At 71.5% G+C, this 22,928-nt stretch carries 14 protein-coding genes; 4 read left to right on the top strand and 10 right to left on the bottom strand.

Translation table 11 applies throughout. The features are described 5' to 3' along the window. Positions 1-13 precede the first annotated feature (13 nt). Genes ACLQ2S_RS08420 through eda form a run of 3 tightly spaced genes read right to left on the bottom strand, consistent with a single transcriptional unit; the run spans position 14 to position 2,304 of the window. Entirely contained in the window at positions 14-511 is a 498-nt protein-coding gene (locus ACLQ2S_RS08420) for a DinB family protein (RefSeq protein WP_309223016.1), read from the bottom strand. 54 nt (positions 512-565) lie between these two features. Next, entirely contained in the window at positions 566-1,669 is a 1,104-nt protein-coding gene (locus ACLQ2S_RS08415; protein WP_155216611.1) for a sugar kinase, read from the bottom strand. Beyond that, positions 1,666-2,304: a bifunctional 4-hydroxy-2-oxoglutarate aldolase/2-dehydro-3-deoxy-phosphogluconate aldolase gene (gene eda / locus ACLQ2S_RS08410; RefSeq protein ID WP_425701462.1), complete on the bottom strand. Its 639-nt coding sequence runs from the start codon at positions 2,302-2,304 to the stop codon at positions 1,666-1,668. The genes ACLQ2S_RS08415 and eda overlap by 4 nt, the downstream gene beginning before the upstream one ends. Positions 2,305-2,350: 46 nt before the next feature. Here eda and ACLQ2S_RS08405 point away from each other — a divergent pair, with 46 nt between their 5' ends. Then, positions 2,351-3,127, top strand: coding sequence for an IclR family transcriptional regulator (locus ACLQ2S_RS08405; protein ID WP_425701461.1), 777 nt, complete (start codon positions 2,351-2,353; stop codon positions 3,125-3,127). Positions 3,128-3,373: 246 nt separating this feature from the next. Here the strand turns inward: ACLQ2S_RS08405 and ACLQ2S_RS08400 are convergent, their stop codons facing one another. From ACLQ2S_RS08400 to ACLQ2S_RS08390, 3 genes are all read right to left on the bottom strand, one after another. Next, positions 3,374-4,534, bottom strand: a complete 1,161-nt coding sequence (locus ACLQ2S_RS08400; protein ID WP_425701460.1) for a GH12 family glycosyl hydrolase domain-containing protein — start codon at positions 4,532-4,534, stop codon at positions 3,374-3,376. Between the two features lie 406 nt (positions 4,535-4,940). Next, complete coding sequence (locus tag ACLQ2S_RS08395) at positions 4,941-6,314, bottom strand: endo-1,4-beta-xylanase (protein WP_425701459.1); 1,374 nt, start codon at positions 6,312-6,314, stop codon at positions 4,941-4,943. 243 nt (positions 6,315-6,557) lie between these two features. Continuing rightward, the gene (locus ACLQ2S_RS08390; protein WP_425701458.1) at positions 6,558-8,219 is read right to left on the bottom strand and encodes a cellulose binding domain-containing protein; all 1,662 of its coding nucleotides are present in this window, start codon (positions 8,217-8,219) and stop codon (positions 6,558-6,560) included. 605 nt (positions 8,220-8,824) lie between these two features. On the opposite strand from ACLQ2S_RS08390, the gene ACLQ2S_RS08385 reads away from it, so the two are divergent. Genes ACLQ2S_RS08385 through ACLQ2S_RS08375 form a run of 3 tightly spaced genes read left to right on the top strand, consistent with a single transcriptional unit; the run spans position 8,825 to position 12,374 of the window. Further along, entirely contained in the window at positions 8,825-9,424 is a 600-nt protein-coding gene (locus tag ACLQ2S_RS08385) for a DUF4956 domain-containing protein (RefSeq protein ID WP_155216619.1), read from the top strand. Further along, positions 9,421-10,251 (top strand): polyphosphate polymerase domain-containing protein, encoded by an 831-nt coding sequence (locus tag ACLQ2S_RS08380; protein WP_155216621.1) that lies wholly within the window; start codon positions 9,421-9,423, stop codon positions 10,249-10,251. The genes ACLQ2S_RS08385 and ACLQ2S_RS08380 overlap by 4 nt, the downstream gene beginning before the upstream one ends. After that, positions 10,242-12,374 (top strand): CotH kinase family protein, encoded by a 2,133-nt coding sequence (locus ACLQ2S_RS08375; RefSeq protein WP_309223020.1) that lies wholly within the window; start codon positions 10,242-10,244, stop codon positions 12,372-12,374. The genes ACLQ2S_RS08380 and ACLQ2S_RS08375 overlap by 10 nt, the downstream gene beginning before the upstream one ends. 90 nt (positions 12,375-12,464) lie before the next feature. Here the strand turns inward: ACLQ2S_RS08375 and ACLQ2S_RS08370 are convergent, their stop codons facing one another. The 4 genes from ACLQ2S_RS08370 to ACLQ2S_RS08355 are packed head-to-tail and all read right to left on the bottom strand — an operon-like array spanning position 12,465 to position 22,871. Beyond that, positions 12,465-12,743 carry an acyl carrier protein gene (locus tag ACLQ2S_RS08370; RefSeq protein ID WP_155216623.1) on the bottom strand — a complete coding sequence of 93 codons (279 nt, stop codon included), beginning with the start codon at positions 12,741-12,743 and terminating at the stop codon, positions 12,465-12,467. A gap of 2 nt (positions 12,744-12,745) precedes the next feature. Next, positions 12,746-15,847: a non-ribosomal peptide synthetase gene (locus tag ACLQ2S_RS08365; RefSeq protein WP_425701457.1), complete on the bottom strand. Its 3,102-nt coding sequence runs from the start codon at positions 15,845-15,847 to the stop codon at positions 12,746-12,748. A gap of 29 nt (positions 15,848-15,876) precedes the next feature. Further along, positions 15,877-17,367 (bottom strand): class I adenylate-forming enzyme family protein, encoded by a 1,491-nt coding sequence (locus ACLQ2S_RS08360; RefSeq protein WP_309223022.1) that lies wholly within the window; start codon positions 17,365-17,367, stop codon positions 15,877-15,879. Beyond that, positions 17,364-22,871, bottom strand: a complete 5,508-nt coding sequence (locus ACLQ2S_RS08355; RefSeq protein WP_425701456.1) for an amino acid adenylation domain-containing protein — start codon at positions 22,869-22,871, stop codon at positions 17,364-17,366. The genes ACLQ2S_RS08360 and ACLQ2S_RS08355 overlap by 4 nt, the downstream gene beginning before the upstream one ends. Positions 22,872-22,928: the final 57 nt, after the last annotated feature.

The following is a 22,928-nucleotide window of genomic DNA, read 5'->3' as shown; positions in this document are numbered from 1 at the left end:
CGGCGCCCGGCGCTCACTCGGCGGCGAGGATCTGCTCGCGGAGAATCTCGGCGTGCCCGCAGTGCTGGGCGAGCTCGCGCAGCACGTGCAGGTAGACCCAGCGCAGCGGCAACGGTCCGCGCCGGTTGCCGGGCAACAGATCGTCCAGGTCGAGAGCCGCGGTGGCACGGCGGGCGGCAGCGCACGCTTCCCGGTGTGCCCGCCGTATGCCGTCGATGGTGTCGGTGTCGTCGAGCACGAACGACTCGTCCGGCGTCGCGGGGATGCCGATCTCGGCGCGCGACCGGCCGGTGACCGCCTCGTCGAACCAGACCTTCTCCACGAACGTGGCGTGCTTGACCAGCCCGAGCAGGGTGGTCCGCGACGGCACCAGCGACCGGCGCGCCTGCTCCTCGGTCAGCCCGTCCAGGCAGCTGTTGAGCATCGCGCGGTGCTGGTCGAGAAACGCCTCGAACTGCGCCCGCAGCGGCTGGTTGCGGACATCCTCGACGGCGGTGGGTGTCGTGGTCACTGCGACAGCATGCCAGCACGTGCCGACACTCGCTGCGTCCGGACGCGGCGCGAGTCAGCGTTGCACGCGGGCACCGGCCCCACGTACCAACGCCTCCACCTCGGCCAGACTGGCCATCGACGTGTCGCCCGGAGTGGTCATCGCCAACGCGCCGTGCGCGGCACCGTACTCCACCGCGAGCGCCAGGTCGCCGTCGCGTTCGAGCAGGCCGTAGATCAGCCCGGAGGCGAAACTGTCGCCGCCGCCGACCCGGTCCAGGATCTCCAGGCCGGGTCGGTGGGTGGCCTCGGCGAACGCGCCACCGGCCCAGGCGACCGCACCCCAGTCGTTCACGGTGGCGCTGCGCACCCCACGCAGGGTGGTCGCCACCACCTTGAAGTTGGGGTACGCCCGCACGACCGCCTCGATCATCGCCTTGAAGTTGCCCGTGTCGAGCGCGCCACTGTGGATGTCGGTGTCCGGCACCGGGAAGCCGAGGCAGGCGGTGAAGTCCTCCTCGTTGCCGATCATGACATCCACCAGGCGGGCCAGGCGGGCGTTCACCTCCTGGGCGCGCTCCTGGCCACCGACGGCCTTCCAGAGGCTGGGTCGATAGTTCAGGTCGTACGAGACGATGGTTCCGTGCCGTCGGGCGGCGGTCATCGCGGCCTCGGCGGTCTGCGCGGCGGTGTCGGACAGCGCGGCGTAGATGCCGCCGGTGTGCAGCCACCGGACCCCGAGCGTGCCGAAGAGGTGGTCCCAGTCGACATCGTCTGGTTTGAGCTGGCTGGCGGCGGAGTGGCCGCGGTCCGAGGTGCCGACCGCGCCCCGGACGCCGAAGCCGCGCTCGGTGAAGTTCAGGCCGTTGCGGACGGCGCGGCCGATTCCGTCGTACGGCAGCCAGGTGACGAAACGGGTGTCCACGCCTCCCTGCAGGATCAGGTCCTCCAGCAGCAGGCCGACCTCGTTGCGGGCGAACGCGGTGACGACCGCGGTCCGCAGGCCGAAGCAGCGGCGCAGGCCCCGGGCCACGTTGTACTCGCCGCCGCCCTCCCAGACCCGGAACTGGCGGGCGGTGCGTACCCGGCCCTCGCCCGGATCGAGCCGCAGCATGACCTCGCCGAGCGAGACCAGGTCGTAGTGGCAGTCGGCCTTCGGTCGGGGGTTCAGCACGCTCATGCCGCACCTCCGGCGGCGGCCAGCGCCGCCCGGGTGCGGGAGGTGATCTCGTCCCACTGCTCACCGGCGATGAGGTCGGCCGCCACCATCCAGCTCGCCCCGACGGCCAGGACCGCCGGGAGGGCCAGGTAGTCGGCGATCACCTCGGCGGTGATGCCGCCGGTGGGGATGAACCGCACGTTGCGGAACGGCGCCGCGAGAGCCTTGATCATCGCCGCGCCGCCGAGCTGCTGGGCGGGGAAGAACTTGACCACGTTCAGACCGGCGTCGAGGGCCATCTGGATCTCGGTGGCGGTGGCGGCTCCGGGCACCACCGGCACGCCGGCCTCTCGGCAGGCGCGGACCACGGCGGGCGCGAAGCCGGGGGTCACCACGAACCGGGCACCGGCTCCGATCGCCTGCTCGGCCTGCTCGACGGTGAGCACCGTGCCCGCGCCCACCGTGAGGTCGTCGCGAGCGGCGAGCGCCGCGATGGCGTCCAACCCGGCGGCGGTACGCAGGGTCACCTCGATCGCCGTCACACCGCCCTTGACCAGGGCGTCGGCGAGCGGTTCGGCGAGCCGCGCGTCGTCGAGCACCACCACTGGAAGCACCCGGCCGACCGGAAGCTGTTCAGACTCATGAACGTTGGTCACGTATGTGACCCTACTGGAGCTGTTCACCCTTCGCTAGAGTGGCCCCGTGTCCACCGCCCCCGACGACTTCCAGCCCGTCAAGTCGGCCGGGCGCACCCTCGATCTGCTCGAACTGCTCGCCGACCATCCGCAGCCCTGGGCGCTCGGCGACCTGGCCCGCACGCTCGGCATCCCGAAGAGCAGCCTGCACGGGCTGCTCCGGACGCTGACCAGCCGAGGCTGGGTTCGCACCGACGAGACCGGCACCCGGTTCCGGCTCGGCCTGCGGGCCCTGCGGGTCGGTGCGGCCTACCTCGACGGGGACGACCTGGTCGGTCTGCTCTCCGGGGTGCTGGACGAGTTGTCCCGCCGCTTCGGTGAAGCCGTCCACCTCGGCCGACTCGACGGCGACCAGGTCGTCTACCTCGCCAAACGGGAATCGGTGCACCGGCTGCGTCTCTACAGCGCCATCGGCCGTCGGCTACCGGCCCACGCGACCGCACTCGGCAAGGCGTTGCTCGCCGAACATCCCGAACACGAGGTGGACCACGCGCTGCCCTCGCCCCTGCCCCGGCTCACCCCGCACACGATCACCGACCGCGAGGACCTGCACGTCACGCTGGCCGCCGTGCGAGCCGCCGGGCACGCCGTGGACCGCGAGGAGAACACCGAGGGCATCACGTGCTTCGCGATGGCCGTACCGTTAGCCAGCCCGGCGGTCGACGCGGTGAGCGTCTCGGTGCCGGTCAGCCGGCTGCGACCGGATCTCGAAGCGGCGATCGTCGCGGCGCTGCGGGAACTCGTCGGCGGCCTCGCCCAGGCCCGCAGCATGCTGATCGCGTAGGCCGATCGCCCCACCACCCGACGCTCGCCCCTGCGGCCGCCGCGATCTGCGCCCGTGACACTCCGGGTTCGTGACAGTCAGCAATACGGTCCGTCAGGAATCCTGGCCCTGGAGGCGGGGTAGGCGAGAGCGCGGAACACCGCGCCGAGGTGCCGCGCCGCCACGGCCGGTCGCTGGCAGCCGCCGATGACCGGCCGAGGCGTTACGGGTGCTGGGTGCCGCGAGGCGGTCAGGTCCTGACGAGGGTCAACGGACGGTGGCCGAGTAGGACGTGGTGTCGACCTCACCCTCGCCGGTGAAGATCTCCGGTCCGGCTTGGACGCTGGTCAGGTACTTCGAGCTGCTCATCCAGCCACGGGAGACCACGTCGTTGGTGAAGTCGCGGAGGTCGAGTGTGGCGCTGGTCGTGTTGGTGGTCCGCACGTACGAGTAGACGTTCCAACTGCCCACGTGACCACGCCACACCTCCCAGGTGGTACCGGCGATGGTGACGGTGCCCTGGCGAGTGCCGGCCGGGGAGGCGTTGGAACGGTAGAGCCAGATCATCAGCTCGTCGGTGGGCTGGTCGTCCGCGCCCGGGTTCGCCATCGGGTGGAACCACATGTCGTACGCGACGTTCATCCGCGAGTCGCCGTTGGAGGTGACGTTGAACAACCAATGGGTGTCGACACTACGGTTCTCCGCGAGCTGCACCGGCAGCCCGGTGTTCGACCTCCGCCAGCCCCAGTGCCAGCCGAGGATCGCCGCCGCGTACGACTTGACGCTGCTCGGGTCGCCGCTCCAGTTGTAGCTGGTCCTCCACGAGAGGGGGTTCCCCGGCCCGCCACGGGACCAGATGCACTGGTTGCCCGTCGCACCGGTGGCACCCCACTGGTTGTTGGGAATCCAGTACCTGCCGATCTCGATCACGTCACTGCTGTCGCACAGCGGCCCGACCGGCGGCCAGTCGGGTATCGGCCCCGGGGTGGTCACGGTCGGCGTCGGGCCCGGGTTCACCGAGCCGGTGCAGGTCACCCCGTTGAGCGCGAACGAGGTCGGTACCGGGTTGCTGCCGTTCCACGAGCCGTTGAACCCGAAGCTCGCGGTGCCGTTGGTGCCGATCGACCCGTTGTACGACGCGTTGACCGCGGTCACCTGCGCGCCGTCCTGGGTCACCGTGGCGTTCCACGCCTGCGTCACCCGCTGCCCCGAGGCGTACGACCAGGTGAGTCGCCACGACGACACCGGATCGCCGAGGTTGGTGATGGTCACGTCGGCGTTGAAGCCGCCCTGCCACTCCGACGGGATGGCGTAGCGCACCGCACAACCGACGGCGGCGGCGTGTGCGACCGCCACTCCGACGGCGGCGGTGACGACGGTGCTGGCTACCACGGCGGCGAGCAGGGTGGTGCGCTTGCGTTTCACCATTGCTTTCTCCGTTCGATCCCGGCCGCGTCCGGACGGCCGGGATCGAACGCGTTCACCACAGCGACGGGACTCCGCCGAGCAGGTCGTGAGCGCGTACTGATGCGGCAGCCGGCAGCGGCATGTGCGTGGTCGAGCCGCGCCAGCGGCAGTGGCCCCGGCCGTCGCGGCCCGTCTCGCCCGGCGACCATGCCCGAAAGGTCACCCGGCAGACACGGTGCCCACTCGACCGCCCGGCATCGATGGCTGTCGCAGCGACGGTACGGTAACGGTTGGACGGCCGTCAATGAGCTCTTCGGTGGCCCGCATTCGCCGAACCACGCCTTGTCGGCCGACCACCATGGTCGGTGCCGCGACACAGACCGGCCGTGCGGGGCAAGCCCCGCACGGCCGGTGCGACTCGGTCAGATCAACCTGCGGTGCAGGACCTGATCTGCGGTCGAGCGCTGGAGTTGCCGTTCATCATCGTGGTGAAGCCGAACGTGTTGCCGCTGCCGTTGGAGCGCATGGTCATCACGTTGCCGCTGCTGTCCCAGGTGGGGTTGCCACTCCAGGTGGCGGAGATCCGCTGCGGCGGAGTGATCTCGACGACCACCGACCAGGTGCTGGCCCCACTGACCGTCACGGAGGTGTTGTAGCGGTCACCCCAGACCTGGCCCGGCGTCACCGTCGCGGTGCAACCACCACCGGGCGGCGGGGTCGTCGGGTTACCGGTGGGCGGCGGGGTGGTCGGGTCGCCGGTGGGCGGCGGGGTGCCGTTGTTCAACGCGGCGAGCACCGCGTCGTACGCCGGCTTCTTCTGGCCGCTGCCGTTGAACAGCAGCGGGCTCTCGTTCGAACGCCACGAGTCCGAGTCACGGATGCCCCAGACGGTGATGCCCTTGCAGCGCGCGACGGCGAGGCAGTCGTTGACCACGTTGCGGTACGCGTCGGACGGCGCGTTCCGGATGTCCAGCTCGGTGATGTGCACGTCGACGCCGAGGGCGGCGAAGCTGGACAACGTGGTGCGGTAGTTGCTCGGGTAGTTCGAACCGCCGGTGAAGTGCGACTGAAGGCCGACACAGTCGATCGGCACGCCACGGCTCTTGAAGTCCTGGACCATCCGGTAGACGGCCTGGGTCTTGGCGTCGTTCCAGTTGTCGATGTTGTAGTCGTTGTAGCAGAGGTCGGCGTTCGGGTCGGCCTGGCGCGCGGCCCGGAAGGCCGCCTCGATCCAGTCGTCGCCGGTGCGCTGGAGGTTCGAGTCGCGGCGGGCGCCGCTCGATCCGTCCTCGAACGCCTCGTTCACCACGTCCCACCACTCGATCTGGCCCCGGAAGTGGGTGGCGACCTGGGTCACATGGTTGAGCATGGCGTTGCGCAGGGTGGGACCGGACATGTTGCGCATCCAGTCGGGCTGCTGCGAGTGCCAGGCGAGGGTGTGCCCCCGGACCAGCATGCCCTGGCTGCGGGCGTGCTGGACCAGCCGGTCGGCGGTGCCGTAGTTGAACTGCCCCTGCTGCGGCTGGAGCGCGTCGATTTTCATCTCGTTCTCGGCGGTGACCTGGTTGAACTCGCGGTTCAGGATGCTCGTGTACGCCGAGTCGTTGAGCCTGTTCACCGCGACGGCGGTGCCGAAGTACCGGCCGCGCTCAGCCGCCGAGGCACCGAGGGTGCTCGCGGCGCTGGCACTGCCGGGAAGGACCACGGCGGCCACGGTGGCGAGCAGGCCGACGGCGGCCGAGACGGCGAACGCGGTACGCACTCGCCTCGACCGTCCAGGTGCTCGGGAAGAGTTGGCCATCTGACGCTCCTTCCAGGTCCGGTGGCCCGTAGCCGGGCAGCATGAATCCGGACTTTTGGGTGCGGACTTGATTGACTACGCGATCCGGGCTAATGGTTCGCAGCGCCCTTACGGGGCCGAAGTATTGCAGCGGGATTTCACACACGTCAATGGTTTCCGGAAGTTTCCTCGGAAGTTTCGGAGCATGACTGGGCGCGACGGCGGTCGCCGTCGCGCCCCGGGGGGGGGGCGGTGCTGTCGGTACTACCCGGCGGTACAGGTGGGACTCAACGTGCCGGCGGTGCCGGTGCCCTGGAAACCGAACTCGGTCGACCCGCCGGCGGAGATGGACCCGTTGTAGGTGACATTGCTGAACGTGACCGCGCCGCTGGAGCCGCTGCGCTGGGTGTTCCAGGCGTTGGTGACGCTGACGCCGGAGGGCAGCGTCATGGCAACCGTCCAGCCGTTGACCGGGGCCGGGCCGGCGGTGACCCGCACGGTGGCGACGAAGCCGCCCGTCCACTGGTCGACCGACACCGACGCGGTGCAGGCACCGCTCGGCGGCGGCGTGCTCGGCGGCGGAGTCGTGGGCGCAGGCGTGGTCGGCGGCGCAGGCGTGGTCGGCGCAGGCGTGGTCGGCGGGGGCGTGGTCGGGCTGTCGGCGAGGACCGGGGTCTGCCAGTCCCGCCACTCGGGCAGGCTGCCGGCCTTACGGCTGGAGATCCGGAAGACGCCCGCCGAGCTGCCCGTCTTATGCAGGAACTTCTGGATGTGCTGCTGCAACGGGGTCCGCCACTCCGACCGGGCGGCGCAGTGCGTGCCGTCCTGGACGTCCGACCAGTAGGTGATGTTGTCGCCCGCGCCGAGCGCCCGGTAGACCTCCGCGCCGGCCAGCGCCGCGACGCTGGACGAACGCGCTGCGAGCCAGTCGATGTGCGGATTGTCCATGATGAACAATCCGCGCGGGGCCACCATGGCCACCGTCTGGTGGGTGTCCACCGGCAGGTTGGCCGGGTTGCCGGTGTACGAGCCGAAGGCGTCACCGAGCCACGGCTGCTCACCGTACGCGCTGCTCAGCGGCTGAGAACCGGACTCGCCCGGGATGCCCCGGAAGATCGGCGAACCGGCACTGCCCGACTCGATGGGCATGGTCAGGGCGATGCGCTGGTCGAACGCCCCGGTCACGAAGGCGCCCTTGCCGTAGCGGGAGCACCCGGTGACACCGGTCGCGTCCGCGCGCAGGATGCCGCCACCGGACTGCTCGATGACGTCGATGATCCGGCTCACGCCCCAGGCCCAGGCGACCAACAGTCCACTACTGCTGGACGAGCCGTAGATGGTGTAGAAGGCACCCTGCTTGTTGTTGCGGGGGGTGCCCTCGCGTCCCACCGCGAGCGGGTCGTAGCTGATCACCGCAGCGCCGGCGGCCCGAATGGTGGCGGTGTCGGCACCGAACCCGCCCAGCACCACCACGGCCGGATAGGGCGCGGTGCCACTGCTGGGTAGTTGCACGCTCGCCGAGAAGCTGGCGCTGCGACCGTTGTGCGCCACGTTCACCGTGATGGAGGTGTTCGAGACGGTGCCGCTGACGGTCTGCGGTTTCGCCGGCTTGTCACCGTAGACGTACCGCTGCGCGAGTTGCTTGGTGGCGGCGCGCTGGCAGCGCCAGTCCGCCTTGGTGGCGATCCGACTCCCGTCGGGTTTGCGGAAGGGGTCGGGCAGTCGGGAGTTGGCCGTGGTCGAGCCAGGATCCGGGGTGGGGCAGTCGACCCCCTCGTCCTCCACCGGCGAGACGGCCGCTAGCCGGGCGGTGGCCCGGGCCGTGTCGGCCGGCGCCACGAGCCATGACGCGGTAAGGGTGAGTGCCGTCACCGCCAGCACGACGACCGTCACGCGGGTCCGGGAACGGCCCAGCTTCGTGATCACGGAGAACCTCTTCGGGGGCAGGCAGCGCAGGGACAACCAGCAGAATCGAGGTACATCGATAGCCGGTTGAGGGGAAGTTTCGACCCGGGCAGCGAAACATGTCAATATGGTTTCGGTGGTTTTCGGCGACCGATCCGACAGCGGGACAATCGATCACGACCTGCCGCCACCGATCGCGCGCGAAGCCGACATCATTCCGAGCCGACCGACCCGGCACCGCGCGAGGCGCACCCGGATGATCGGAGCGCGCCAAGGCGCCCACCGACCGCAACCCGGGGGCAAGCGACCGCCAGCACGGCGAGCGGCGATCGGATCTCACCTTTTTGCATTCGTCGTGCTCAATGTTCGGGCTCGCACCGCCCCCAATCACGCGCTGACCAGTGACGTCGACCCGAATCGGCGGACCGGGGTGGGAGCGGCACACACGAAGCCCACGTCAACCCCCGCGCAACCATTGACCTGATTCGATTGTTCTGCCTATATTCTCGGAATAGTTGTCGTAAGTTTACCGAGATTTTCGGTCGCGTTCGGTCGGCTGGTCGCAACTCGTGCCGACGAGGGACGGTGTCGGGCCGGCGCGACAGGACCCAGGAGGAAGACAGCAGATGTCGCAGCTCATCCTGTTCGCGATCGACATCGGCGCGGTGGTGCTGCTCGTCTTCGGGCTCTACTTCCCGAGACACCGCCGCCGTGACCTCGTCGTCGCCTACCTCGGCGTCAACGTCGGTGTCCTCGCGGTGGCGAGCGCGCTCAGCGCCAGCAACGTCGGTGCCGGGCTCGGGCTCGGGCTGGCGCTGTTCGGCGTACTGTCGATCATTCGCCTGCGGTCGACGGAGCTTGACCAGCACGAGGTCGCGTACTACTTCTCAGCGCTGGCCCTGGGCATCCTCGGCGCGCTGAGCACCACCTCGGTCTGGCTCAGCGCCGGGTTGATGGCCCTCATCCTCGTGGTGATGTTCCTGGGCGACCATCCCCGGCTGCTCCGTCACTACCGGCACCAGATCATGGTGCTCGACTCGGCCGTGACCGACCACGTGACCCTCGTCGCCCAGCTGGAACAGCTGCTCGGCGCACGCGTGCACGTCGCCACCGTGCAACGACTCGACATGGTCAACGAAACCACCGTGGTCGACGTCCGATACTCGGTCAACGGCCGCGCCACCCGGGCCACGCCCGCCCCGGCGCAGGCGGGAGCCAACCGATGAGCACCGAGGCGATCACCGCGCCGCTGACCCACATGGACCCCATCGGCCTGACCGAACTCATCGAGCGGGCCGCGTTGCAGACCAGGGTGGACCGCAAGTACCTCGTCCCACTCGACCGACTGCCGCACCTGCTGGAGCAGCTCGTGCCGCACGCACGGGTGCTGGACATCGACGGCGCGCGGAGCTTCCGCTACGAGTCGGTGTACTTCGACACCGCGAGGCTGGTCAGCTATCACGGCGCGGCCTACCGGCGGCGACGCCGCTTCAAGGTACGCACCCGCACCTACCTCGACTCGGCCCAGTGCTGGCTCGAAGTCAAGATCAGCGGAGCGCGGGACAGCATCACCAAGCACCGGCTGCCGTACGACCCGCGCCATCGCACCACCGTCGGCCCCGGTCAGGACTTCGTCGAGGACGCGCTGGTGCGGGAGGCGATCTGCCCGCCCGCCGGCAGCGTGCTCGACCCGGTGCTGGTCACCGCCTACCGACGGGCCACGCTGCTGCTGCCGGCAACCGCCAGCCGGGTCACCATCGACACCGAACTCGCCTGGCAGGCCGGTGACGCGTCCCTGCAACTGCCCGCCCTGGCCGTGGTCGAGACCAAGACCAGCGCCGCCGCGTCACCCGCCGACCGGATGCTGTGGCAACAGGGGCTGCGGCCCGCCCGCATCTCCAAGTACGCCACAGGTCTGGCCGCGCTACGTCCGGAGCTGCCGGACGCGCCCTGGCGTCGCACACTGCGCCGCCACTTCCGTACCACGACGTCGGTGGGCACGGCACCGACCGCCACCACCCACCGTCCCGTACAGGAGGCATCGTGCGTCTGACCGACCGCAGCGCCGGCACCTCGGCGGCACCCCTGCGCATCGCGGGGGTCGCGGCCGTCGCCGTGCTGGTCGCCGGGATCCTCGTCCCGTCGCCCACACCGGCCGGCGCTGAACCCGTCGCCGACACGTCCAGTTCCAGTACCCGGGTCGACCAGGCCGAGGCCGCCCGCACCGCCGCGGACACCGCGGCGGCTGCCGAGGCCGCCGACGACCTGGTCGGCGACATCGGCTTCTCCGTACCCAGCGGTACCTTCTCCGGCGAGGTCTCGGTGTCGCTGACCACCACCGTCAGCGGCGCCCAGATCCGGTACACCACCGACGGAAGCCTGCCGAACGCACAGTCGCCGCTCTACTCCGGATCGGCGCTGCGGTTCACCCGTACGACCCAGCTGCGGGCGCAGGCGTTCGTCGGACAGACCGCCTCGGGCGCGCCCGGCACCGCCATGTACGTGGCCCGCAACACCAGCGCCGCACACGACCTGCCGATCATCCTGATCGACTCGTACGGCGCGGGCCGACCCGACCGGCAGTACTTCGACTCCACCACGATGATCTTCGAACCGAACGGTGGCAGCACCTCCCTGGCCGCCGCGCCCGCCGTGGCCACCCGGGCCGGGTTCCGGCTGCGCGGGCAGTCGTCGTCGATGTTCGACAAGACACCGTTCCGCATCGAATTCTGGGACAACGACGACGATGACGCCGACTACCCGGTGCTCGGCATGCCGGCCGACTCCGACTGGGTGCTGCGCGGGCCGTTCAGCGACAAGTCCCTGATCCGCGACGCGTTCATCTACGACCTCGGGCGGCAGATGGGTCTGCCCGCGCCCCGGTACGCCTTCGCGGAGTTCTACCTGAACACCGACGCCGGACCGGTCGGGGCCGACGACTACATGGGCGTCTACATGATCGTGGAGACGATCAAGAACTCCAAGAACCGTCTCGACCTCAAGCAGCTACGCGAGGACGACCGGACCCTGCCGAGGATCACCGGCGGCTACATCTGGAAGTTCGAGTGGATGGCGGCCGAGGAGCCCACCCTGCCCTGCACCGGCCCGACGGCGACCTGCTGGAACTACCTGGAGGTCGCCGATCCGTCGCCGCTGCAACCCGAGCAGCGTGACTGGTTGCGCAACCACATCCAGGAGTTCCACAACGTGCTACGAGCACCGAACTTCGCCGACCCGACAACCGGTTACCGGGCGTACATCGACGTGGACTCCTTCATCGACCAGCTCATCATCAACGAACTGAGCCGGGAGATGGATTCGTACATCCGCAGCGCGTACTTCTACAAGGACCGCGACACCAAGATCTTCGCCGGTCCGCTCTGGGACTACGACCTCAGCTTCGGGGTGGGTGGCTTCTTCCAGAACGACCAGATCGCCGGCTGGCAGTACCAGCAGATCCGCCAGCCGCTGGCCAACGACTGGTACACGCAGCTGATGCGCGACCCGGCCTTCGTCAACGAGGTACGGCTACGTTGGCAGTCGTTGCGTCAGGGTCTGCTCTCGGACGCGTCGCTGCAGTCCCTGGTCAACCAGCTCAGCGCACCGCTGACGGCCGCCGCGCAGCGCAACTTCCAGCGTTGGCCCAACCTGAGCAGCCGGATGGTCGGGCCGTTCATCACGCCGACCGCGCCGACCTGGCAGGGGCAGGTCGACTTCATGCGGGACTGGATGCTGCGCCGGGCGGCCTGGCTCGACTCCACCGCCGGTTGGGGCGGGTCGACCACTCCCCCGCCGACCACGCCGCCGCCCACCACGCCCCCGCCGACGACTCCCCCGCCCTCCACGCCGCCGACGACCACGCCGCCGCCCACCGCAGGTGGCTGCACCGCGACCTACACGGTGGTCAACCAGTGGGCAGGTGGCTTCCAGGGCGAGGTTCAGGTCACCGCGGGCAGTTCGCCGATCACCGGGTGGACGGTGACCTGGACCTACCCGGCCGGTCAGACGGTCACCCAGGCGTGGAACGCGACCGTCACCAGTCAGGGATCGACGGTGACCGCTCGTAACGTCAGCTACAACGGCAGTCTCGGCGCGGGTGCCAGCACCACGTTCGGATTCCTCGGCTCCACCAGCGGCACGCCCAGCACACCGACGCTGACCTGCACGGCCGGCTGACGAACCACGCACCCACCCACAGGACCTGTCCGGGCGGCCTGCCCGGCACCAGACCAGTGTCGCTCTGGTGCCGGGCGGTTCCCGGTCAGATCAGACCTCTCGGGTGCCGGGTGCCGTGGCCCGATCGTCCTGGTCGGCCAGCAACGCCACGACGTCGTCGACGCTGTCCACCGCGCGGCCACCGCCGGCCAGTTCGACCTCCACCCCGTACTCCAGCTCGATGGCGTCGACCAGACGCAGCAGCGCGAGCGAGTCGACGCCCAGGGCGATCATGGACTCGCCGGAGAGGACGTCGTCGACCGCGACGGCACCGCCGGTGGCCGCGCTGACCAGCTCCGCGATCCGTACGCGCCGTTCGGTGGCGGTCATGCTCAGGACTCCTTTCCGGACGTACGGACGACCTCCGCGATCTCGGCGATGGTCGGGGTGTCGAAGAAGGCGTCCAGCGGCACCTCCACACCGAGCCGCTGCTGGATCCGGCCGCTGATCCGGGTGATGTGCAACGAGTGCCCACCCAGGTCGAACAGGTCCTCGTGCACGCCGATGTCGGGGATGCGCAGCACCTCCTGCCAGATGAGCCGCAGCTGTGACACCACCGGGTCGTCGTCCGTCTCGGCCGGGTCACCGGTGGTGGGCGACGCCGAGGCGACCGGCCCGGGGTCCACCGCCGGAGCCGTCGAGGCCAGCAGGGCGGCCCGGTCCACCTTGCCGTTCGGGTTCAGCGGCAGCCGGTCGAGCACCACGTAGGCGTTGGGCAGCACGGCGGGCGGCAGGCTCAGCGTCAGGTGCCGACGCAGTTCGGCCGGGGTCACGACGACACCGGCCCGGCACACCACGTACGCGACCAGCGACGCCTCCCCCGCGTCCTCCCGCAGCACGGTGGCCGCGCCGACCACGTCCGGGTGCTCCAGCAGTCGGGCGTCGACCTCCCCCAGCTCGATCCGGTGTCCCCTGACCTTGACCTGGTCGTCGAGGCGGCCGAGGAACTCGATCCGCCCGTCCGGCAGCCAGCGGCAGCGGTCACCGGTGCGGTAGAGCCGACCGCCGGGCGGTGCGAACGGGTCCGGTCCGAACCGCTCGGCGGTCAGGTCGACGCGCCCCCGGTAGCCGTCGGCGAGCCCGGCACCGCCCAGGTACAGCTCGCCGGGCACCCCGACCGGCACCGGCCGGCCCGCGGCGTCCAGCAGGTACGCCCGCACGTTCGGCAGCGGCCGTCCGATGGTGACCTCGTCGACCTCGGCCGGGATCTCGGCCATGGTCGCGTAGACGGTCGCCTCGGTCGGGCCGTACCCGTTGACCAGTCGAGCGGTGCGGGCCCGCAACTTGCGGGCGAGGGTGACCGGCAGCGCCTCGCCGCCGGTGAGCGCCACCAGTGGCGACGCCGTGGTGCCCTCGCCGGTCGGAGCGGTGGTGCCGAGACCGGCCTCCAGCAAGACCCGCCAACCCGACGGGGTGGCCTGTGCGTGGGTCACTCCGGCGGCGTGGAGCAGGCGGAGCACGGCCGGGCCGTCCAGGGCGCTGATCCCCGAGGCGACGACCACCCGGCCGCCGGTGACCAGCGGCAGGAAGACCTCCACCGTGGAGATGTCGAACGACAGCGAGGTCAGGTGCAGCCACCGGTCCGTCGGTCCGCTGCCCAGCAGGTCACGCACGCCGAGCAGCATGTTCGTCAACGCGCCGTGGGGTACCGCCACGCCCTTGGGCCGCCCGGTCGAGCCGGAGGTGTAGAGCACGTACGCCAGGTCCCGCGTGGTCGGTTCCTCGGCGGGAGGCGGCGGCTGCGGGCCGTCGAGCAGGTCGAGCCGGTCGAGGGCGAGCGTTGGCCGGGTCGACCGGCCCTCGGTGCGGGTGACCACCAGGGCCGGCTCGGCGTCGGCCAGCACCATCTCCTGCCGGGCCGGTGGATGCGCCGGATCGATCGGCAGGTACGCGGCCCGGCGACGCAGCACCGCCAGCAGGGTCACCACCGCCTGCCAGGACCGGTCCAGCGCGACCGCGACCAGCGCGCCGGGCCCCACCCCGCGCTGCCGGAGGACCTCGGCGAGCCGGTTGGCGGCGGCGTCCACCTCGGCGTAGCTGAGGGTACGGTCGCCGTCGACCAGTGTCGGGGCGTCCGGCGCCGCCGCGACCCGGGCGGCGAACAGGGCGGTCACCGTGGTCTGCGGGTAGCCGCGGATGGTGTCGTTCCAGCCGGTGGTGACCTGGTCGAACTCGTCGGCGGGCAGCACCGGCAGGTCGGCCACCGGTCGGTCGGGGTCGGCGACCGCCGCGGCGAGCAGGGTCCGCAGGTGGTCACCGACCCGGCGTACCGCCTCGGTGTCGATCGCCGCCGGAGTGTGCTGGAGGCTGATCGTGAGCCCGGTGGATGCGTCGACGATCTGCACGTGCAGGGCGTTGCGGGCGGCCCCGCAGAACATGGTCCAGTCGACCTGGCTGGCCACCCCGGGGAAGGTCGGCTCCGCGCCGCGCCGCCGGTAGCCGATGCTGACCGGTGTCACCGCCGGGGTCGGCCGCAGACCGGGCACCGCGTGGGTCAGCGGAACCGCACGATGGCGGTAGACCTCGCGCAGCCGGGCCCGAACGGCGCGTGCGTGCTCACCGAAGGTGCCCTCGGCCGGGTCGACGGTCACCGGCAGTTCGTTGACGAACAACCCGATCCGGTCGGCCTGGTCCGGGGTCCGGGTGGACAGTGACACCCCCAGCGGGATCGCGCCGTTGCCGTACCGCCCGAGCAGCGTGTGCAGCGCGGTGAAGAGCAGTTCGAAGCGAGTCACCCCGAGCGACCGGGCTGCCCGGTCGAGCCCGTCGGTCACCTCGGCCGGCAGGTCGACGGCGACCGCGACCCCCGGCTCGGCACCGGTCGGGCAGCGACGCAGGCCGGGCAGCACCACCGGCTGCGGGCCGGTCCAGTGCCGTGCCCAGTAGGCGCGGGCGGCGGGCAGGTCGGCGGCGACGCGGTGCTGTTCGGCGGCGGCGAGACCGGCGTACCCGTCGGCGGGCGGAGCGGGGCGGAGCGGTGCGCCGTCACGGGCCGCCGCGTACGCCTCGGCCAGCTCCCGGACCAGCACGTCCTTGGACATGCCGTCGAAGGCCAGGTGGTGTGCCGTGACCAGCAGCAGGTGGGTGCCGTCGGCGGCGGACAACAGGGTGAACCGGGCCAGCGGGCCGGTGCGCAGGTCGTACGGCCGGGCGATCTCCTCGGTGATACGCGCCTCGGTCAACTCGCCGAAGGTGACCGACGAACGGCTGTCGGAGGGGGCGAGACGCGGACCGCCGTCGTCGTCGCCGGTGACCCGGGCGAGGAGGATCGGATGCCGCTCGGTCGACGCGACGCACGCGGCGACGAGTGCCGTGCGATCGAGGTCAGCGGCGAACCGGATGCCCAGCGCCATGTGGTACGCGGTGCCGGCGACCCCGGCCTGCTCGGTGAACCAGACGGCGTGCTGTGCGTATGTCGCCTCGGCGGTGCCCACATGCGCTCCCTGGGTTGTGCTGGTGGTGGTCAGTCGTCGAACAGGTCGGTGAGCTGCCGCTTGAGCACCTTGCCGCCCTCGTTGCGGGGCAACTGGTCCAGCAGCAGCAGCCGGGCCGGCAACTGGTAGTCGGCCAGCCGGTCGGCGAGGAATCCGCGCAGTGCCGGCAGGGAGAGGCCGTCCGGGTCGGCGTGCGGTCGGGGTACGACGGCCGCGGCGACAGCCGAGCCGAGCACCGGGTGCGGCACGCCCACCACCGCCGCCTGGGCGACCAGCGGATGTTCGTGCAGCGCCGCCTCGACCTCCAGGGTGGAGACCTTGAACGCCCCGGTCTTGATGACGTCCTGATGCCGGTCGGTGAGATACAGGTAGCCGTCGGCGTCGACGCGACCGATGTCGCCCATCCGGACCCAGCCGTCGCGGAAGGTGGCCCGGTTGGCGGCGTCGTCGCGGTAGTAGGAGCGCGGGTGCGGGGCGCGCAGCCAGACCTCGCCCGTGCTGCCGGGAGGCAGTGGTGTCCCGTCGGCGTCGGCGACCATCAACCGGCCGCCGAGCGGCCGGCCGACCGAGTCCCGCCGCGACGGGTCGTACACCATCGTGGTCTGGGCCGGTGCCGCTTCGGTGGAGGTGTAGTAGTTGACGATCGTGGCGGTCGGGAAGGTCGCTGCCAGTCGGGCGGCGACCGCCGGTGCCAGCGGCGCGGCGGTGGAGCCGATCAGGTGTACGCCGCCGGTGTGGCGGCCCTCCAGTGCCCCGGAGTCGAGCAGTTCGTGGGCGATCGACGGGACGACGAAGAGCGTCCCGGTCCCGGGTGCCTCGATCAGCCGGGCGAACCGGGCCGGGGTGAAGCGCGGCAGGGTGAGCGCGGTGGCCTTGGCCGTGAGCGCGTTGAGCAGCATCGTCTGGCCCGCGTTGGTGCCGATGGCGAAGGCGTGCAGGAACTTCTCCGAGTGGCCGAGGGCCAGCCGACGCGGATGGTTCGGGGCACCGGCGGTGAGGTTGGCGTGGCTGGCCGCGACGCCCTTGGGTCGCCCGGTCGTGCCGGAGGTGTAGAGGATCTGCGCCAGGTCGGTGGGGCGGGGCATGGTCACGGCGGGGGCGGTCGGCACCTCGGCGAGCAGTTCACCGCAGCCGTACACCGGTGTCGCGGCGGGCACGGCCGGTGCCGGCGTGCTGTCGCCGTGGACGACGGCGGTGGCCGCGCAGTGCGTCAACGCGTACCCGAGTTGTCCGGCGGCGAGCCGGTCGGACAGCGGGACGGCGACCCCACCGGCCCGCAGCACCCCGCAGTACGCCACGGCGAACGACGTCCAGTCCCGGGCGCCGAACAGCAGGCCCACCCGGTCGCCGGGCCGCAGCCCTCGGGCGCTCAGGGCGGCGGCGACCGAACGCGCACCGGCGGACCATTCGGCGAAGGTCAGCGTGGCCACGCCGTGCACCTCGACGGCCACCCGGTCCGGATGCACGGCGGTGCGCCAGTCGAGCAGGTCGGGCACGGTACGGACGGTGGTGGCTCTCACGACCGGCCCACCCCGGACGCCGTGGCCGGTGCCGGTTCGCCCTCGACACCGCCGGTCCTCGCGCGGCGTTCCTCGAGGCCGATCAGGTCGTCCGGCGGGGCGTCGGGTACCTCGTCGTCGAACCGGGCGAGCACCGGCGTGGCCAGCGACACCAACGCGGTCAACGCGATGCAGACGCCGAACAGCACGTAGAGCAGCCCGTGTCCGCGTCCCGGACCGACGCCGATGACCACGCCGACGGTGTCGGCGAGCGGACCGTCGGCGAGCAGCATCGGTTCCACCACCCGGGCGGCGGCCGGTGCGACGAGTCCCCAGCCCAGTGGCAGGGTGGACTGCGCGACCATCTGGTTGAGCGCGAAGACCCGGCCGTGGACGCGCGGCGGCACCTTGGTCTGGATGATGGTGTTGTAGACGCCGTTGACGATGCCGAGCGCCAGGTACATGCCGAACGCGCCGGCACCGATGACCAGCAGATTCGGTCGTAGCCCGGTGACCACGGCCGCCACCGCGATGCCGAGGGTGCCGAACAGCACCGCCCGCATCCGGCGGCGACGCGGGCCGCCCCAGACCAGCATGACCAGGCCGCCGGTCGCCGCGCCGATCCCGCCGGTCAGCGCCACCTGCGCCACCTGGTCCAACTCGGCGAAGCCCAACACCAGCGGGGAGACCAGGAACAGCACGGGGAACAGGAAGAAGTTCAGCGCCGCGAAGAACGCCAGCATGGCGCGGAAATGCCGGCGCCGCAGCGAGTAACGCAGCCCGGCGAGGATCTCCGCGCCGATGCCCTCCCGGCGTCGCAGCGCCAGCGTACGAGGGAACGTCACGGCGGCCAGCACGCCGAGCGCGAACAGGTAGCACGCGACGTCGATGAGCAGGATGCCGCGCAGTCCGACGGCTTGCAGCAACGCCACGGCGAGCAGCGGCACGGTGAACTGGGTGAGGCCGACGGCGGTCTGGGCGAGGCCGTTGGCGTGCCCGAGGAAACGCTTGGGCACCAACTGCGGCACCGCCGAGACGAAGGCCAACCGTTGGAAGGCCAACGCCACCGACAGCCACGCGGTGAACGGGTAGAAGTGCCACACCTGGACCCGGTCGACCAGCACCAGCGTGGCCATCACCGCGACGGCGCTGCCCGCCGCGGCGCAGGCTGCCAACAGGACGCGGCGTCGACTGAAGCGGTCGACCACGGCACCGGCCAGCGGGGCGACGAGCAGGCCGGGCATCAGCGCGAGCACCGCGAAGAGGGCGAACCGGGCGAGCGAGCCGGTCTGGGTGTAGATCCACAGGGGTACGGCGAAGGTGGTCAGCGCGGTGCCCAGGCCGGAGAGGATCTGACCGGCGGCGACCATGCCGAAGCGGCGCAGGCTCGGCGGTGGCGCGGCATCGACCGCCGTCCGCGCCTCGGATGCCTCGGCCCGGTCGTGTCGGGACACCCCGGCGAGCTGCCACGCGGGGGGCGCGCCGGTCACCGGGGGCCGGTCGGTTCCGGCGGAAGCCGGATCGTCGAGCCGGCGGTGTGCGCCGGTGACGATCTCGGCCAGCTCGGCGGCCCGGTACTTGAGGAAGTAGTGTCCGGCCTCGTCGATCACGGCGAGCGCGGTGCGGTCGGTGAGGAAGTGCCACTCCCGGTAGCGTTCCTCGTAGAAGTCGGTGCTGCGGTCGCGCTCACCGACCACCGAGACGATCGGGGCGCGCAGCGGAGTCACCCGTTGCCGCATGAGTTCGGTGAAGTACTCCTCGGACACCTCGGCGTCGTGCCGCATCGCGCGGATCAGGAACCGGACCTCGTCCGCAGCGAGCGATCCGACGTTGGTGCCCTGCGCCTGCAACCAGGTGCGGTAGATCCGGTCACTGCGCAGCCGTTCGGCCAAACGCAGCCGCAGCAGCGGCCCGAGCAGGCCGCCGGTGGGCCGCCCGAAGGGGAAGACCGCGCCGAGGTAGACAGCCGTCAGCTCCCGCCCGGCGGCCTCCAACCGCCGGGCGACCTCCACCGCCAGGGCTCCGCCGGGGCCGCAGTGTCCGTACAGGATCAGTGGCCCGGGAGCCCGCTCCAGCACCTCGGCGACCACCTCGGCGGCGACCTCGTCGAGGGGTGCCGGGTCGTCCGCCAGGCCGATGTCGTGCCCCGGCACCGCCACCGACAGCAGCCGGTAGCCGGGCGGCAGCGCGTCGGCCAACGGCTGGTAGACCACGGCGCTGCCACCGCCGTAGGGGACGCAGACCAGGGTGGCGGTCCGCGCGGCGGCGGGCATCGGCGGGGTCAGTTCGTGCAACAGGCCCACGCTGCCCCCGGCGTCCCCGGCGACCAGACCGGCCAGGTCGCGTACGGTGCGGTGCCGGAACAGGTCCATCACGCTGACCGTCGGCGCGGTCCCGGCCACCACGGCGGGCAGCTCCCGGCGCAACCGGGCCACCACCTGCGTGGCGAGCAGAGAGTGCCCGCCCAGGTCGAAGAAGTCGTCGGTGGCCCCGACCTCGTCGAGACCGAGCACGTCCCGCCAGATCCCCGCGACCAGGATCTCCACCGGCCCGTCGGGGGCCACCCGCGCACCGGTCGGTGGCTCGTCGGTCGGGTCGGGCAGGGCCCGCCGGTCCACCTTGCCGTGTGCCTGCAACGGCAACCGGTCCAGGTGGACCCAGCGGCTGGGCAGCATGTGTTCGGGGAGTCGGTCGGCCAGGTGGCGACGCAGCCGCGCCGGTTCCCAGACGGTCTCGCCGGGCAGCGGCTCCAGGTAGGCCACCAACCGGTCGGCACGCAGCAGCACCGCCGCCTGCGCCACACCGGGGCAGTCCCGCAGCGCGGCCTCGATCTCACCGAGTTCGACCCGGTAGCCACGGATCTTCACCTGATGGTCCCGGCGGCCGAGGAAGACCAGGTTCCCGTCGGAGCGCCAGCGGCCCAGGTCCCCGGTGCGGTACAGGCGCGCGCCCGGTGGGCCGTACGGGTCGGGTACGAACCGCTCGGCGGTCAGGTCGCCGCGGCCGAGGTAGCCCCGGGCGAGTCGGTCACCACCGAGGTACAGCTCGCCGGGCACGCCGACCGGCACCGGACGCATCCGCTCGTCGAGCACGTACACCCGGGCGTGCGGCAGGGGTCTGCCGACGGGCACCGGCCCGCTGTCCGGCCCGTCGGTGCTCACCTCGTAGGTGGTGACACCGACGGTCGCCTCGGTGGGGCCGTAGTGGTTGACCACCCGGGCTCGACCGACGGCGGCCAGCGGGCGTGTCCGGCCCAGATCGGACGGCTCACCGCCGAGGATCAGCGCGCGCCTCGGCAGCAGGTCCGCCACGGCGGCGTCGGCGGTCAGGGCGGCCAGGTGCGAGGGGGTGATCTTCAGGTAGTCGATCCGGTGGTTGCGTAGCGCCTCGGCCAGTTCCGCGCCGGTGCACCGACGCGGCAGCAGCCGCACCGTGCCGCCGGTAGCCAGGGCCAGGTAGAAGACGGTGACGCTGAAGTCGAACGACATCGACTGCATCAGCCCGTACCGGGCGGCCGGCACCACCGCGAGGCGGTCGGCGACCCCGTCCAGGTACCGCAACACCTGCCGGTGCGGCACCGCCACGCCCTTGGGGGTGCCGGTGGAACCGGAGGTGTAGATGACGTACGCGAGGTGGTCGGGGGTCGCGGTGGCCGGTGGCGGGTCGGTGGGTCGGCTCGCCACGTCGACCTCGTCCAGGTCGACCACCGGCACCTCGTCGGGTAGCCGGTCACCCAACCCGCCACTGGTGAGCACCAGGGTCGGGTGGGCATCGGCGAGCATCAGGCCGAGCCGCCCGGTGGGCTGCTCCGGGTCCAGCGGCAGGTACGCCCCGCCGGCCCGTAGCACGCCGAGCAGGGTCACCGCCAGGTCGACCGACTGCTCCAGCAGGACACCGACCAGCCGGTCCGGGCCGATGCCCCGGGTACGCAGCCAGTGGGCGAGCTGGTTGGCCCGGGTGTCCAACTCCTCGTAGGAGACGGTGTCGGGGCCACACGTCACGGCCGGAGCCTGCGGGGTCGCGGCGACGTGCGGGGCGACGAGGTCGGCCAGGGTCCGCGCCGAGCCGGTCACGCCGACCACATCGTCGCGCTCGGGCCGACCGAGGGCCACCGTACGCTCCCGCTCGGCGGGGGTGAGCAGGTCCAGGTCGACCACGGGCAGGTCCGGGTCGGCGACCGCGGCCCGCAGCAGCGTCTCGAAGCTCGCCGCCAGCCGCCGTACGGTGGCCGCGTCGAACAGGTCGGTGTTGTAGACGAACATGCCGCGCAGTCCGTCCGCCCGCTCACCGACGTACAGCGACAGGTCGAACCGGGCGCTGGCGGCGTCGGTGCCGACCCCCTCGGCGCTGAGCCCGGTGGGCCAGTGGCCGCTCTCCTGTGCGTAGTTCTGCAGGGTGAACAGCACCTGGAAGACCGGGGTGCGGCTGACGTCCCGGGGCATGTTGAGTTCGGCGACCAGGCGATCGAACGGAATCTCCTGGTGGGCCAGGGCGCGTACGACGGTGGTGCGGGTGCGCCGCAGCAGCGCGGCGAAACTCACCTCGGTCGCCGGGGTGTCGGCGCTCGCGGCGACCGGGGACAGGTCGGCGCGCAGGGCGAGGGTGTTGACGAATAGACCGATCAGGTTCTCCAGTTCGGGCACCACCCGACCGGCGACCGGTGAACCGACGGCGAAGTCGCGTTGGCCGCTGTACCGGAACAGCACCGCCTGCAAGCCGGTGAGCAGGGTCATGTAGAGGGTGGCCCGGTGGGTACGGCTCAGCCGGCGCAGCGCGTCGGTCAGCTCGGCGTCGAAGGCGAACCGGCAGGTGTCCCCGGCGTAGGACTGCACAGCCGGGCGGGGCCGGTCGGTGGGCAGTTCCAGTGCAGGCACCCCGGCCAGAGCCTGCCGCCAGTAGGCGAAGCCGTCGCCGGTCGCCGGCCCGTCGAGGCGGTCGCGTTGCCACGCCGCGTAGTCGACGTAGCGGGTCGTCGGCGTCTGCGGCGCGGGAGTGCCGTCGCGCAGCGCGCCGTAGGTGGCGGCGATCTCCCGCAACAGCAGGTCCAGCGACCAGCCGTCGCTGACGATGTGGTGCATGGCGACGTGCACCAGGTGGTCGTGCTCGCCGAGCGGGACGACGAGTACCCGCAGCAGGGGAGCGACGGCCAGGTCGAACGGGGTGTGCACGGCGGCGGCCACCAGGTCGCGGGCCTGGGACTGCGACGACACGGCGGCGACGGTCACCGGTACCCGCACCGACGGCAGCACGTGCCCGACGGGTTCGCCGTCGGCGTTCTCGGTGAACCGCATGCGCAGGCTGTCGTGCCGGGCGGCGGTGGCGTCGACGGCGGCCCGTAACAGGTTCAGCTCCAGTGGGCCGCGCAGCCGTACCGTGGCGTGGATGACGTAAGCGGCGGTGCCGGGAGTGAGCTGCTCGGTGAACCAGATCCGCTCCTGGCCGAACGACAGTCGGGGGGTTCCGGCCGGGTTGATGGCATTCGGCGACATGGTGGCGTTCCGCGTCGGTACGTCAACGTTGGTCACGCAGCGCCTCCCTCCGGTGACGGACAGGAGTCAGTAGTCTGCATCTCGTGTGCAACG

Origin of the sequence: Micromonospora sp. DT48, from assembly GCF_049844495.1 — a bacterium.
In the GTDB taxonomy this organism is placed as follows: domain Bacteria; phylum Actinomycetota; class Actinomycetes; order Mycobacteriales; family Micromonosporaceae; genus Micromonospora.
Note: the sequence above shows the minus strand (reverse complement) of the source record. Positions and strands in the feature narration are given on the sequence as shown.

Coding starts and splice junctions, on each gene's coding strand:
- ACLQ2S_RS08395 (WP_425701459.1), bottom strand. CDS start 6,314: ATGGCCAACTCTTCCCGAGCACCTGGACGGTCGAGGCGAGTGCGTACC.
- ACLQ2S_RS08400 (WP_425701460.1), bottom strand. CDS start 4,534: ATGGTGAAACGCAAGCGCACCACCCTGCTCGCCGCCGTGGTAGCCAGC.
- ACLQ2S_RS08415 (WP_155216611.1), bottom strand. CDS start 1,669: ATGAGCGTGCTGAACCCCCGACCGAAGGCCGACTGCCACTACGACCTG.
- ACLQ2S_RS08380 (WP_155216621.1), top strand. CDS start 9,421: ATGAGCACCGAGGCGATCACCGCGCCGCTGACCCACATGGACCCCATC.
- ACLQ2S_RS08370 (WP_155216623.1), bottom strand. CDS start 12,743: ATGACCGCCACCGAACGGCGCGTACGGATCGCGGAGCTGGTCAGCGCG.
- ACLQ2S_RS08385 (WP_155216619.1), top strand. CDS start 8,825: ATGTCGCAGCTCATCCTGTTCGCGATCGACATCGGCGCGGTGGTGCTG.